14 protein-coding genes are annotated in these 13023 nt (G+C 73.7%); 6 read left to right on the top strand and 8 right to left on the bottom strand.

Features of this window, described 5'->3' with window-relative positions:
- Positions 1 to 166 precede the first annotated feature (166 nt).
- From ACFV2S_RS27965 to ACFV2S_RS27955, 3 genes are read right to left on the bottom strand one after another with little or no spacing between them, the layout of a single operon-like run.
- A complete protein-coding gene (locus ACFV2S_RS27965; RefSeq protein WP_385564830.1) occupies positions 167 to 1153 on the bottom strand; it encodes an acyl-CoA dehydrogenase family protein in 987 nt (328 codons plus the stop codon).
- The gene (locus tag ACFV2S_RS27960; protein WP_385564651.1) at positions 1153 to 2322 is read right to left on the bottom strand and encodes an acyl-CoA dehydrogenase family protein; all 1170 of its coding nucleotides are present in this window, start codon (positions 2320 to 2322) and stop codon (positions 1153 to 1155) included. Before ACFV2S_RS27960 ends, ACFV2S_RS27965 begins: the two co-directional genes overlap by 1 nt.
- On the bottom strand, positions 2322 to 3179 hold the full coding sequence (locus ACFV2S_RS27955; protein ID WP_385564648.1) for an enoyl-CoA hydratase: 858 nt from the start codon (positions 3177 to 3179) through the stop codon (positions 2322 to 2324). The genes ACFV2S_RS27960 and ACFV2S_RS27955 overlap by 1 nt, the downstream gene beginning before the upstream one ends.
- A 45-nt stretch (positions 3180 to 3224) precedes the next feature.
- Here ACFV2S_RS27955 and ACFV2S_RS27950 point away from each other — a divergent pair, with 45 nt between their 5' ends.
- The 4 genes from ACFV2S_RS27950 to ACFV2S_RS27935 are packed head-to-tail and all read left to right on the top strand — an operon-like array spanning position 3225 to position 6956.
- Complete coding sequence (locus ACFV2S_RS27950; RefSeq protein ID WP_385564645.1) at positions 3225 to 4391, top strand: acyl-CoA dehydrogenase family protein; 1167 nt, start codon at positions 3225 to 3227, stop codon at positions 4389 to 4391.
- On the top strand, positions 4388 to 5176 hold the full coding sequence (locus ACFV2S_RS27945; protein ID WP_385564642.1) for an SDR family oxidoreductase: 789 nt from the start codon (positions 4388 to 4390) through the stop codon (positions 5174 to 5176). The genes ACFV2S_RS27950 and ACFV2S_RS27945 overlap by 4 nt, the downstream gene beginning before the upstream one ends.
- Entirely contained in the window at positions 5173 to 5778 is a 606-nt protein-coding gene (locus ACFV2S_RS27940; RefSeq protein ID WP_383789809.1) for a TetR/AcrR family transcriptional regulator, read from the top strand. Before ACFV2S_RS27945 ends, ACFV2S_RS27940 begins: the two co-directional genes overlap by 4 nt.
- Before the next feature lie 20 nt (positions 5779 to 5798).
- Positions 5799 to 6956 carry an acetyl-CoA C-acetyltransferase gene (locus tag ACFV2S_RS27935; protein ID WP_385564639.1) on the top strand — a complete coding sequence of 386 codons (1158 nt, stop codon included), beginning with the start codon at positions 5799 to 5801 and terminating at the stop codon, positions 6954 to 6956.
- Between the two features lie 23 nt (positions 6957 to 6979).
- On the opposite strand, the gene ACFV2S_RS27930 is transcribed toward ACFV2S_RS27935, so the two are convergent.
- The 5 genes from ACFV2S_RS27930 to ACFV2S_RS27910 form a co-directional block, all read right to left on the bottom strand.
- Positions 6980 to 7525 carry a VOC family protein gene (locus tag ACFV2S_RS27930; RefSeq protein ID WP_385564636.1) on the bottom strand — a complete coding sequence of 182 codons (546 nt, stop codon included), beginning with the start codon at positions 7523 to 7525 and terminating at the stop codon, positions 6980 to 6982.
- A gap of 92 nt (positions 7526 to 7617) precedes the next feature.
- Positions 7618 to 8667 carry an NAD(P)H-dependent flavin oxidoreductase gene (locus ACFV2S_RS27925; protein WP_385564827.1) on the bottom strand — a complete coding sequence of 350 codons (1050 nt, stop codon included), beginning with the start codon at positions 8665 to 8667 and terminating at the stop codon, positions 7618 to 7620.
- An 11-nt stretch (positions 8668 to 8678) separates the two neighbouring features.
- Positions 8679 to 9452: a CoA-transferase subunit beta gene (locus tag ACFV2S_RS27920; protein WP_385564633.1), complete on the bottom strand. Its 774-nt coding sequence runs from the start codon at positions 9450 to 9452 to the stop codon at positions 8679 to 8681.
- The gene (locus tag ACFV2S_RS27915; protein ID WP_385564824.1) at positions 9449 to 10297 is read right to left on the bottom strand and encodes a CoA transferase subunit A; all 849 of its coding nucleotides are present in this window, start codon (positions 10295 to 10297) and stop codon (positions 9449 to 9451) included. The genes ACFV2S_RS27920 and ACFV2S_RS27915 overlap by 4 nt, the downstream gene beginning before the upstream one ends.
- Before the next feature lie 14 nt (positions 10298 to 10311).
- Positions 10312 to 11079 carry an enoyl-CoA hydratase family protein gene (locus tag ACFV2S_RS27910; RefSeq protein ID WP_385564631.1) on the bottom strand — a complete coding sequence of 256 codons (768 nt, stop codon included), beginning with the start codon at positions 11077 to 11079 and terminating at the stop codon, positions 10312 to 10314.
- A gap of 78 nt (positions 11080 to 11157) precedes the next feature.
- Between ACFV2S_RS27910 and ACFV2S_RS27905 the strand changes: the two genes are divergently transcribed.
- Together ACFV2S_RS27905 and ACFV2S_RS27900 are read left to right on the top strand one after the other, a co-directional pair.
- Entirely contained in the window at positions 11158 to 11934 is a 777-nt protein-coding gene (locus tag ACFV2S_RS27905; protein ID WP_385564628.1) for an SDR family oxidoreductase, read from the top strand.
- Positions 11935 to 11965: 31 nt separating this feature from the next.
- Entirely contained in the window at positions 11966 to 12877 is a 912-nt protein-coding gene (locus ACFV2S_RS27900) for an SDR family oxidoreductase (RefSeq protein WP_385564625.1), read from the top strand.
- Positions 12878 to 13023: the final 146 nt, after the last annotated feature.

The raw sequence follows: 13023 nt of genomic DNA, 5'->3' as shown, positions 1-13023 counted from the left end.
GGGTGTGTGGGGCTGGTGGTGGTTACCGGGGGGCTCGTGGGGGGGTTTGGGTGGTGGGGTGGTGGGGGGGGTAGTGGGGGTCGAGGGCGGGGGGGGGGGGCGCCGGGGGCGGGGGGGGGGGGCCCGCCCCCCGGCGGGGGCGGCGGACACCGTGCGGGGCGACCGGTCAGGGGGCGAGGACCCGGGCGCGGCAGGCCGCGGGGGTGCCCCAGGCGTCGCGGAGCGGACGCGCCTTGCGGATCCACAGGGCGAGGTCGAGCTCCTCCGTGTAGCCGACGGCCCCGTGGAGCTGGAGGGCGGTCCGGGCGGCGGCGTACGCGGCCTCGCCCGCCGTGACCTTCGCCGCGGCGACCTCGGCGGAGCCGCGCCCGGCCCCGTCCGCGAGGGCCAGGGCCGCCGCGTGCAGCAGGGGCCGGGCGAACTCCAGGGCGATGAGCGTGTCGGCGAGGCGGTGCTTGACCGACTGGAAGGAGCCGATGGCGACGCCGAACTGGGTGCGCTGCTTCACGTACTCCACCGTCCGGTCGAGCAGCGCCCGGCCGAGCCCCAGGCACTGGGCGGCGGTGACCAGGGCGGCGGCCTCGGCGGCGTGCGCGGCGGCGGCGGTCACCGCAGGGCCGCGCGCGAGGACGGTTCCGCCGAGCGGGCGGGCCAGCCGGCGCGCGGGGTCGGCCGAGGGCTGGACCGGGCCGGCCGTCTCCGCCAGGCGCACGGTGTCGCCCTCGACGACGAGCACGGCGTCGGCGCTGTCCGCGTCCAGGGCGTAGGGACTTCCCGCGTCCGGCAGGCACAGGGAGACGACCGTCTTCCCCGAGGCGATCTGTCGCAGCAGGGCGGCGGAGGCGTCGTCACCGAGCCGGTCCAGGAGCACCGCCGCGGCGACGGTCTCCACCACCGGTCCGGGCACGGCGTGGCGGCCCAGTTCGGTGAAGGCGACGGCCAGTTCGACCGGCAGCGGGCCGAGACCGTCGTGCCGCTCCGGTACGGCGAGGGCGAAGACCCCCGCCTCCGCGAGCCGGGACCAGAGCGCGCGGCCGGGTGCCGTGTCGCCCGCCGCCCAGGCCCGCACGGCCGAGGGGGTGTCGGCCGCGGTGAGCATGGAGTCGAGGGAGCGGGCGAACTCCCGCTGCTCGTCGTCGAGGAGGAACCGCATCACCGGCGTCCCTTCGGGAGGCCGAGCAGCCGCTCGGCGATGATGTCGCGCTGGATCTCGTTGGTGCCCGCGTAGACCGGCCCGGCGAGGGAGAAGGTGTGGCCCTCGGCCCAGCCGCCGTGCGCGGGCGCGTCGCCGGCGGCGTCGGACAGCTCGCCGTAGGGTCCGAGCAGGTCGAGCGCGGTCTCGTGGAGCGCGATGTCGAGCTCGGACCAGAAGACCTTGTTGAGGCTGGACTCGGCGCCGATCGAGCCTCCGGCGGCGATGCGCGAGACGCCCCCGTACGCGAACAGCCGGTAGGCGCGCGCCCCGATGACCGCGTCGGCGACACGGTCGCGCAGGGCGGTGTCGGAGGGGTCGGCGGACTCCCGCCACAGCTCCGTGAGCCGCTCGGCCGCGGCGGTGAACCGGCCGGGGCTGCGCAGGGTGAGCCCCCGCTCGTTGCCCGCGGTGCTCATGGCGACCCGCCAGCCCTGCCCGGGCGCGCCGATCACGTCCTCGTCGGGCACGAACACGCCGTCGAGGAAGAGTTCGGCGAAGGCGGGCTTGCCGTCGAGCCGTCCGATGGGCCGCACGGTCACGCCGTCGGCGTCCAGCGGGAACATCAGGTACGTGAGCCCCTGGTGCGGCTTGGGAGTGCCGGGTTCGCTGCGGAAGAGGCCGAAGGCGCGGTCCGCGAAGGCCGCCCGGGACGACCAGGTCTTCTGGCCGCGCAGCAGCCAGCCGCCCTCGGTCCGCTCGGCCGTGGACCGCAGCGAGGCGAGGTCGGAGCCGGACTCGGGCTCGGACCAGGCCTGGGCCCAGATGACCTCGCCGCTCGCCATCGACGGCAGGACGCGGGCGCGCTGCTCGTCGGTGCCGTGCTCGAAGAGCGTGGGGGCGAGGAGGTTGATGCCGTTCTGGCTGACCCGGCCGGGGGCACCGGCCGCGTAGTACTCCTCCTCGAAGATCAGCCACCGCAGGAGCGAGGCGCCCCGGCCGCCGTACTCCTCGGGCCAGGAGACCACCGACCAGCGGTCGTCGGACAGGGTCCGCTCCCAGAGCCGGTGGGCCGCGAAGCCCTCCTCCGTCTCCAGGGACGGCAGCGGCGTGTCGGGCACATGGGCGGTGAGCCAGGCGCGGGCCTCGGCCCGGAAGGCGTCCTCCGCCGCGGAGAAGTCGAGGTCCATCAGGCTCCCGCCGCCTTCATCGAGGCTATGTCCATGCCGCCCAGCGCGTCGGGCGCGGTCTCGGCGTTGTGCGCGTGCGCGAGGTGGTGCAGCCCGAAGACCGAGTCCATGCCGGTGTGCAGGCCCTGGAGGTCCTCGGCCTGGTTGACGGCGCGCTTGGTCAGGGCCAGGCCCATGCGGGGCATCTCGGCGATCCTGCCTGCCAGTTCCATGGTCCGCTCGGTGAGCTCCCCGGGCGGCACGACCCGGTTGACCATGCCGACCTCGTAGGCGCGCCGGGCGTCCATCCGGTCGCCGGTGAAGAGGAACTCCTTGGCGATGCGCGGGGGCATCACCCACGGGTGGGCGAAGTACTCGACGCCGGGGATGCCCATGCGGACGACGGGGTCGGCGAAGAACGCGTCCTCGGAGGCGACGATGAGGTCGCACACCCAGGCGAGCATCAGGCCGCCGGCGACGCAGGCGCCCTGCACCGACGCGACCATGGGCTTGGGCAGTTCGCGCCAGCGTCGGCACATGCCCAGGTAGACCTCGGACTCGCGGGCGAAGCGGCTCTCCGCGCCCCGCTTGTCCGAGTGGTCCCACCAGAGTCCCGCCTTGCGGTCGAACGGCAGGTGGGCGTCCCGCTCGGGGGTGCCGATGTCGTGGCCGGCGGAGAAGTGCTTCCCCGCTCCGGCGAGCACGACGACCTTGACCTCGTCGTCGTCGGCCGCGCGGTAGAAGGCGCGGTCGAGGGCGTACGTCATGGCGGAGTTCTGGGCGTTGCGGTAATCGGGCCGGTCCATCGTGACCACGGCCACCGGGCCGAGGCGTTCGTAGCGGACCGGTGCCGTGGATGCGGTGCGGGCAGCGGACATCCGCCCTCCTTCCCTAACAAGTGTTTGGTAGGTTAACGTACGGCCATGAGCAACGTCGAGGAGTTCCGCAGAGAGGTCCGCGGCTGGCTGAGCGCCAACCTCACGGGCGAGTTCGCCGCCCTGCGCGGGCGCGGCGGCCCCGGACGGGAACACGAGGCGCACGCCGAACGCCTCGCCTGGGAGCGGCACATGGCCGCCGCGGGATGGACCTGCGTCGGCTGGCCCAAGGAGTACGGCGGGAGGGGCGCGACCCTCGAACAGCAGGTCGCCTTCCACGAGGAGTACGCCCTCGCCGACGCCCCCGCCCGCGTCAGCCACATCGGCGAACAGCTCCTGGGACCCACCCTCATCGCCTTCGGCACCCCCGAGCAGCGCGAGCGCTTCCTCCCGGGGATCGTCACCGTCCGGGAGCAGTGGTGCCAGGGCTACTCGGAGCCGGACGCCGGATCCGACCTCGCGAACGTGCGGACCCGCGCCGAGCGCGACGGCGACGCGTGGATCGTCACCGGCCAGAAGGTGTGGACCTCACTCGCGCACGAGGCCGACTGGTGCTTCGTCGTCGCCCGCACCGAACCCGGATCGACCCGCCACCACGGCCTGTCCTACCTGCTCGTCCCCCTGGACCAGCCCGGCGTCGAGATCAGGCCCATCGTCCAGCTCACCGGGACCTCGGAGTTCAACGAGGTCTTCTTCGACGGCGCCCGTACCCACGCCTCCCACGTCGTCGGAGCCCCCGGCGACGGCTGGAAGGTGGCCATGGCCACCCTCGGCTTCGAGCGGGGCGTGTCCACCCTCGGCCAGCAGGTCGGCTTCCGCCGCGAGCTGGAGGCCGTCGTCGACCTCGCCCGGCGCAACGGGGCCGCCGCCGACCCGCTGATCCGCGACCGCATCGCCCGCGCCTGGATCGGCCTGGAGACCATCCGCTTCAACGCCCTGCGCATGCTCGACGGCGTCGCCTCCGGAGCCCCCGGCCCCGAGGCCTCCATCGGCAAGATCTTCTGGGCCACCTGGCACCGGGAACTGGGCGAACTCGCCATGGACGTCTGCGGAGCCGCCGGGATGCTCGCCGACGGAGAACCCTACGACCTCACCGACTGGCAGCGGCTCTACCTCTTCTCCCGCTCCGACACCATCTACGCCGGCTCCAACGAGATCCAGCGGAACATCATCGCCGAGCGCGTCCTCGGCCTGCCCAAGGAGGTCCGCCCATGACCGGCACCCCACCCCCCTACGTGCCGGGCCACGGTCTGCTCGCCGGCCGCGCCGCCGTCGTCACCGCAGCCGCCGGCGCCGGCATCGGGGGAGCGACCGCCCGACGGCTCCTGGAGGAGGGCGCCCGCGTGGTCCTCTCCGACGCCCACGCCCGCCGGCTGAAGGAGTCCGAGGCCGAACTGGCCGCCGAGTTCGGCGCGGACCGCGTCGCCGCCCTGCCCTGCGACGTCACCGACGAGACCCAGGTCGCCGCCCTGTTCGACCTCGCCGTCGAGCGCCACGGGCGCCTCGACATCGTCGTCAACAACGCCGGTCTCGGCGGCACCGCCGACCTGGTCGACATGACCGACGCCCAGTGGGACAGGGTCCTCGACGTGACCCTCAACGGAACCTTCCGCTGCACCCGCGCCGCACTGCGCCGCATGAAGGACGCGGGCGCCGGGGGCGTCGTCGTCAACAACGCCTCGGTCGTCGGCTGGCGGGCCCAGAAGGGACAGGCCCACTACGCCGCCGCCAAGGCCGGCGTGATGGCCCTCACCCGCTGCGCCGCCCTGGAGGCCGCGGCCTACGGGGTGCGGGTCAACGCCGTCTCCCCGAGCCTGGCCATGCACCCGCACCTCGTGAAGGTCACGACCCCCGAACTCCTGGAGGAGCTCACCTCCCGCGAGGCCTTCGGACGCTACGCGGAGCCCTGGGAGGTGGCCAACGTGATCGTCTTCCTGGCCAGCGGCTACTCCTCGTACCTGACGGGCGAGGTCCTCTCCGTCAGCAGCCAGCACCCGTGAGACCGGCGCCGGAGCGGCGCCGCGAGATCCTGGACACGGCGGCCGAGGTCTTCGCCGCGCAGGGGTACGACGCCACCACCGTCCGCCGCATCGCCGACGCCGCCGGGCTGCTCGCGGGCAGCCTCTACTACCACTTCGACTCCAAGGAGTCGATGCTCGACGAGATCCTCCGCGCCTTCCTGGACGAGCTGTGGGCCCGGTACGACGCCGTGCTCGCCGCGCCGCTCGGCCCCCGGGAGACCCTGGAGGCCCTCGTCACCGAATCGTTCCGGGAGATCGACCGGCACCGCGCCGCCGTCGCCATCTACCAGAAGGAGTCCAGGCACCTGCGGGAGCAGCCGCGCTTCGGCTATCTCGCCGGCTCGCAGCGGAGGTTCGAGGAGGCCTGGCTCAGGACCCTGGAGCGCGGCGTGGCCGCCGGGGTCTTCCGCACCGACCTCGACGTCCGGCTCACCTACCGCTTCGTGCGCGACACCGTCTGGGTCGCCGCGTCCTGGTACCGGCCGGGCGGACAGCACAGCCCGGAGGAGATCGCCCGCCAGTACCTGTCGATGGTGCTGGAGGGCGTCGCCCTCCGTGACGGACACCGGACGGACGAATGACGTACGAACAAGGAGAGACCATGGCCGAGGCCTACATCGTCGAAGCGGTACGCACCCCGGTCGGCCGGCGGAACGGCGGACTGTCCGCCGTCCACCCCGCCGACCTCGGAGCACACGTCCTGAAGGCGCTGATGGAGCGCTCGGGCGCCGACCCGGCCGCCGTCGAGGACGTCGTCTTCGGCTGCCTGGACACCGTCGGCCCGCAGGCCGGCGACATCGCCCGCACCAGCTGGCTGGCGGCCGGACTGCCCGAGGAGGTCCCCGGCACCACCGTGGACCGGCAGTGCGGCTCCTCCCAGCAGGCCCTGCACTTCGCCGCGCAGGGCGTCCTGTCCGGCACCCAGGACCTGGTCGTCGCCGGCGGCGTGCAGAACATGTCGATGATCCCGATCGCCTTCGCCAGCCGCCAGGCCGCCGACCCGCTAGGCCTGACCGACGGCCCGTACCTCGGCTCGGAGGGCTGGCGCGCCCGCTACGGCGACCAGCCGGTCAACCAGTTCCACGGCGCCGAGCTCATCGCCGCCAAGTGGGACATCTCCCGCCGGGACATGGAGGAGTTCGCCCTCCGCTCGCACCGGCGGGCCGCCCGCGCGATCGACGAGGGCCGCTTCGCGCGCGAGATCGTCCCGTACGGCGACGTCACCACCGACGAGGGCCCGCGCCGCGACACCACCCTGGAGAAGATGGCCGGACTGCAGGCCCTGGTCGAGGGCGGCCGGCTGACCGCCGCGGTCTCCTCGCAGGTCTCCGACGGGGCCTCGGCGATGCTGATCGCCTCGGAACGCGCCGTGCGCGAGCACGGGCTGACGCCGCGCGCCCGCGTCCACCACCTGTCGGTGCGGGGCGAGGACCCGATCCGCATGCTGTCCGCCCCGATACCGGCGACGGCGTACGCCCTGAAGAAGGCGGGGATGACGCTCGACGAGATCGACCTGGTGGAGATCAACGAGGCCTTCGCCTCGGTCGTCCTCGCCTGGCTGAAGGAGACCGGCGCCGACCCCGAGAAGGTCAACGTCAACGGCGGCGCCATCGCGCTGGGCCACCCGCTGGGCGCCACCGGCACCAAGCTGACCACCACCCTCCTCCACGAACTGGAGCGCACCGGCGGCCGCTACGGCCTCCAGACGATGTGCGAGGGCGGTGGCCAGGCGAACGTGACGATCATCGAGCGGCTGTGACGGTCATCGGTCGGCTGTGACGGTCATCGCGCGTCGGTGACGCCGGCGCCGAAGATCCGCTGCCAGACCGCGTGATCGGTGCGGGGGCCTCCCGGGGTCTCCGCACCGTACGTCTCGATCTCCGCCTCGATGTCGAGGGGGAGCGTGGGCGAGGTCATCGCCGAGAGCTCCCCGGCGACGGCCGCGTCCGGGACCAGCCAGCACACCTCGAACTCGATGCCGTCCGGGTCCCGCGCGTAGAGGGCCTTGGTGGAGGCGTGGTTGCTCGCCCCGGTCAGGGCCCCCGCCTCCGCCAGGCGGGTCCGCATGCGCCGCAGCTCGGCCAGGGTGTCCACCTCCCAGGCCAGGTGGTACAGGCCGACCCGCCCCCTGGCGTGCCCGGGGCCGCGCTCGGGGGACTGGAACAGCCCGAGGTCGTGGTCGTTGGCGGAGCCCGCAGCCTGGAGGAAGGCCGCCCCGGGGAACGCCTGCGGCAGCGGCCGGAACTCGAGGACGTCACGGTAGAAGGCGAGGCTGCGCTCCAGGTCGGAGACGAAGAGGACGGCGTGGTTCAGCCGCTGGATCGGCATGGCGGTTCCGTTCGGGTCAGGTGCGGTGGGGATCGGGTGGAGACACGAGTCCGCCGGGGTGAAGGTACCCCGGCGGACATCCGCGTGAGCGGTCAGGGCGTGGCGGGCAGGGCGTGGAGCGCGGCCCGGGCCTCCGCCATGAGCCGGTCGACGAGCTCGGCGCAGGACGGCAGGTCGTCGATGAGTCCGGCGACCTGCCCGGAGGCCATCACGCCCAGGTCGGTGCGGCCGTCGACCATGGACGCCTTGAGGAGCATCGGCGTGTTCGCGGCCAGCAGGATCTGGCTCCACGTCAGGTCCTTGCCGTGCTTCATCGCCAGGCCGTCCCGGACCATCTGCGGCCAGCTCATGCCGGTTTCGCGCCGGAAGGCCGCCGCGTGCCGGACCGCCCGCAGCAGCGAGGCGGCCCGGCCCGAGCGCTCCAGCGCGTCGACGAGCTCGGTCCGGAGCATCCGGTGCGGCAGTCCGTCCACCTTGGTGGTGACCGTGACGTCGGTGACCGCCGCTTCGAGGTAGCGGGCCTTCACCGCGTCGGGGACCGTGCTGTCGGAGGTGAGCAGGAAGCGCGTGCCCATGGCGATGCCGGCCGCGCCGTAGGCGAGGGCCGCGACCAGGCCGCGCCCGTCGTGGAAGCCGCCGGCCGCGACGACCGGGATGTCCACGGCGTCCACGACCTGGGGGAGCAGGACGGTGGTGGCGACGCTGCCGGTGTGGCCGCCGCCCTCCCCGCCCTGCACGATCACCGCGTCGGCGCCCCAGGCCGCGACCTTCTCGGCGTGCCGTCTCGCCCCGATGGAGGGGATGACGACGACCCCCGCGTCCTTGAGCCGGGCGATCAGCTCACGGGACGGAGCGAGCGCGAAGGAGGCGACCCGTACCCCCTCGTCGATGATGATCCGGACGCGTTCGGCGGCGTCCCCGGCGTCCGCGCGCAGGTTCACGCCGAAGGGCGCGTCGGTACGGGACTTCACCTCGCGCACCGCCGAGCGGAGCTGGTCGACGGTCATCGTCGCCGAGGCCAGGATGCCGAGCGCCCCGGCCTCGGCGGTGGCCGAGACCAGGCGGGGCCCCGCCACCCAGCCCATGCCGGTCTGCACGACGGGGTGGCGCACCCCGACGAGTTCGGTGAGCCGGGTGGCGATCACGGCGTCGCTCACGACGGGACCTCCCGGTCGCGCAGCGCCTCGGGGTCGATCTCTTCGCGGATCAGCCGCAGTTCCTCCGGCGTGGGCTCGCGGGTGTACGGCACGTCGTCGGGGACGGTCAGCGCGAAGCCGGTGGCCTCCCGGACCTGCTCGACGGTGACGCCGGGGTGCAGCGAGCGCAGCCGCATGGTGCGGTCCGGGGTCTCGAAGTCGAAGACGCCCAGGTCGCTGATGACGTCCGGGACGCGGTGGTAGCGGGTCGCGGAGGGGCCGGCCGCGGCGGCCCGGTCGTACCCGACGCCCGAGACCATGTCGACCCGCTCGACGAAGACGCGCGCCGAGTGCTTCGGGACCCAGTAACTGGTCGGGTTGTTGAGGGTGTTGACGGGCGCGCCGCGCACCCCCAGGAGCTGGCGCTTCGGGCGCGCCCAGTCCCCGATGCAGCTGATGTTCTGGTTGCCGTACCGGTCGATCTGGCTCGCGCCCATCATCACGTGCCGGCGCCCGGTGGTGACCATGGCCAGGTGCTGCCGGTAGGGCAGCCAGCCCTCCACCACCCGGGGTGCCGCGCCGACCGCCGGGACGTCGGCGATGAGCAGCGCCTCCCCGTCGGTCAGCAGCAGCTCGGGGGCGAAGGTGAGCTTCGCGAGCCGGGCGCCGATCACCGGGACGGTGCCCATCGGGCTGGCGAGGACCTCGCCGGCGCCCCGCCACGCCTCGGCGCAGGCGACGACGCAGTACTCGGCCCGGGTGGCCGTCGTGGTGGTGTCGGTGCCGCTCATGCTTCCTCCTCGTGGAACGCCGCGACCGCGGCCTGGTAGGCGTCCTCGTCGCCGGACAGGAACCGCGCGGTGAACTCCCGCCAGGCCTCCGGGTCCCGGGCCGCCGTGACGTAGGCGCGCTGGAAGGCCTCGTCCCGGTCGTAGTCGGGGGCGCAGGAGGTGAAGTGCGCGCCGTTCGGGGTCTCGACGACCCCGTCGACGAAGGCGCGCTTGAGCAGCAGCGACTGCGGCCCCGCGTCCTTGAGCAGCTCCTGGGTCTCCACGATCCGCTCGCAGGAGACGTACGCGGCGTCGGCGGCCTCGCAGAACAGGTCGTCGAAGTACGGGTCGGGGCCCAGGTACTGGCCGTTTCCGTGCGCGTCGGCACGGTTGACGTGGACGAGCGCGGCGTCCAGCCGCAGCGCGGGGACGGCGACGAGCTCCTCGCGGTCCTCGTACGGGGAGGTGATCGTCCGCAGCGAGGGGTTGACGGTCATCACGTCCGAGGCGAGCCCGGCGCGGATGGGCATGAACGGCAGCCGGTGCACGGCGGCGGTCAGGCCCCACATGACCATCGCCTCGTCCAGCTCCACCAGTTCGAGGTCACCGCGCTGCCGGGCCGCGCCGAAGTGCGGCTCCAGCGGGACGGAGTCCAGCGTGGCGAAGGCCGCGACCAGCTTGCGGATCTTCCCGGCCGCGGCGAGCAGCCCGACGTCCGGGCCGCCGTACGAGACGACGGTCAGGTCGGTGAGGTCCGAGCGCAGCAGCGCCCGGACCAGGGCCATCGGCTTGCGCCGTGACCCCCAGCCGCCGATGCCGATCGTCATCCCGCTGCGGAGGCGGCCCACGACCTCCTCGGCGGTCATCGTCTTGTCCCTGCTCACGACTGCTGCTCCTTCTCGTCCTTGTGGTCCTTGCCGAAGGTGTCGCGGACCCGGTCGGCGACGCCGCTGAGGTTGGCCTCGAAGGTGAAGCCCTGCTCGAAGCGGTAGCTGCGGTGGACGTCCACCGGGTCGATGCCGTTGATCGCGGCCTTGGCGAGCCGGATCAGCTGTCCGTCCTTCGCGGCGATCTCCCGCGCGAGTTCGAGCGCCGCGCCGAGCAGCCGCTCGCGCGGGACGACCCGCCAGACCGAGCCGTGCCGGTGCAGCTCCTCGGCGGTGACGGTGCGCGAGGTGTAGTAGAGGGCCCGCATCAGCTGCTGGGGGACGAGCCGCGCCAGGTGGGTAGCCGCGCCGAGCGCCCCCCGGTCCAGCTCGGGCAGGCCGAAGGTCGCGTCGTCGGAGGCGACGATCGCGTCGGCGTTGCCGACGAGGCCGATGCCGCCGCCGAGGCAGAAGCCCTGTACGGCGGCGACCACCGGAACCTCGCAGTCGTAGACGGCGGCGAAGGCCTCGTAGCAGCCGCGGTTGGCGCCCAGGAGGGCGTCGTGCCCCGCGGTGCGCTGGATCTCCTTGATGTCGACGCCGGCGTTGAAGCCGCGGCCCTCCGCGGTGAGCACGACGCAGCGCACCTCGGGATCGGCACCGGCGGCGCGGACCGCGGCGGCGAGGTCGTACCAGCCCTGTACGGGGAGGGCGTTGACCGGTGGGAAGTCGACGGTGACGACGGCGATGCCCTTGTCCGGGGCGGAGGTGGAGACACCCATGAGCAGATCAGCTACCTTTCCACCAAACGTTTGTTAGGTGGAAGATAGCAGCGGTTCGCCCGCTGCGGGAGGTGTCCCTTGCCAGTCACCATCGATCTGACGGGATCCGTCGCCGTCGTCACCGGCGGTACCCGGGGCGTCGGCGCCGGGATCACCCGGGCCCTGCTCGACGCCGGCGCGGAGGTCGTGACCTGCGCGCGGCGGGCTCCGGAGAAGCCCGTCGAGGCGGCGGGGCGCACGGCCCGCTTCCTCCCCGTAGACCTGCGCGACCCGGCCGCCGTCGCCGGGTTCTTCGACCGGGTGCGCGAGGACCACGGAAGGCTGGACGTCCTGGTCAACAACGCGGGCGGCACGCCCTTCCGGATGCTCGGCGAGGGGTCGCCCGAGCAACAGGCCCGGGTGCTCGAACTGAACCTCGTCGCCCCCCTGACCGCCTCCCTCGCCGCGTACGAGGTGATGCGGCACCAGCCCGGCGGAGGGTCCGTCATCATGATCGGCAGCGTCAGCGGCACCCGCCCCTCACCCGGCAGCGCGGCCTACGGGGCCGCCAAGGCGGGCCTGGACAACCTCGCCCGGTCCATGGCGGTCGAATGGGCGCCGCTGGTGCGGGTCAACACCCTCGTCCCCGGCATGGTGCGCACCGAACTCTCCCACCTGCACTACGGGGACGAGGACGGCATCGCCTCCGTCGGCCGCACCGTACCGCTCGGCCGGCTCGCCGAGCCCGGCGACATCGGCGACGCCTGCGTCTTCCTCGCCTCCGACCGCGCCGCCTACATCAGCGGCGCCAGCCTCCTCGTGCACGGAGGCGGGGAACGCCCCGGCTTCCTGGACGCGGCCACCGTCAACCACTGAAACCCCTCACCCTCACCGAAAGGCATCCACCATGACCGGACTGTGCAACGGACGCGTCGTCATCGTCACCGGCGCCGGGCGCGGACTCGGCCGCGCGCACGCGCTCGCCTTCGCCGCCGAGGGCGCCAAGCTCGTCGTCAACGACCTCGGCGTCGGCCTCGACGGCACCGGAGGCGGCGCGGGCCCCGCCCAGCAGGTCGTCGACGAGATCACCGCGGCGGGCGGCGAGGCGGTCGCCCACGGCGGCGACATCGCCACCACCGACGGGGCGGCGTCGCTCGTCGCCACCGCCCTCGACGCCTTCGGGCGGCTCGACACCCTCGTCAACAACGCCGGCTTCCTGCGCGACCGCATGCTGGTCAACCTCGCGGAGGACGACTGGGACGCAGTCATGCGCGTCCACCTCAAGGGCCACTTCCTGCCGCTCAAGCACGCCGCCGCGCACTGGCGGACGGAGGCCAAGGCGGGGCGGCAGCCCGTCGCCCGCGTGATCAACACCAGCTCCGGCGCGGGCCTGCTCGGCAGCGTCGGGCAGGGCAACTACGCGGCCGCCAAGGCCGGGATCGTCGGCCTCACGCTCGTCGCCTCCGCCGAGATGGGCCGGTACGGGGTCCAGGTCAACGCGATCGCCCCCGCGGCCCGCACCCGGATGACCGAGCAGACCTTCGCCGAGACCATGGCCGCTCCGTCGGGGGCCGCCTTCGACGCGATGGCCCCGGAGAACGTCTCCCCCCTCGTGGTCTGGCTCGGCTCCGCCGCCTCGGCCGGCGTCACGGGCCGGGTCTTCGAGGCGGAGGCGGGCCGGATCACGGTCATGGAGGGCTGGCGGCCGGGCCCGACGGCCGACAAGGGCGGCCGCTGGACGCCGGCGGAGGCGGGCGAGACGACCCTGAAGCTCCTGTCCGCCTCGGAACCCCCGCACCCGGTGTACGGCACCCACTGACACCCCGCCCGCGCGCCGTCCCCGGCGGCGCGCCCGCGCCCGTGTGGCGCCTCGGGCCGCTGCCCGTGTGGGCAATCGTCCCGCTTGGGGGTCCCCCCTGGACGAAGTCCTTGGGGGAGGGACGGGTGGGGCCACCGGTCGGCGCC

This window comes from Streptomyces sp. NPDC059695, assembly GCF_042733785.1.
In the GTDB taxonomy this organism is placed as follows: Bacteria; Actinomycetota; Actinomycetes; order Streptomycetales; family Streptomycetaceae; genus Streptomyces.
The sequence above is the reverse complement of the archived record's forward strand: the minus strand, read 5'-3'. Positions and strand labels throughout refer to the sequence as shown.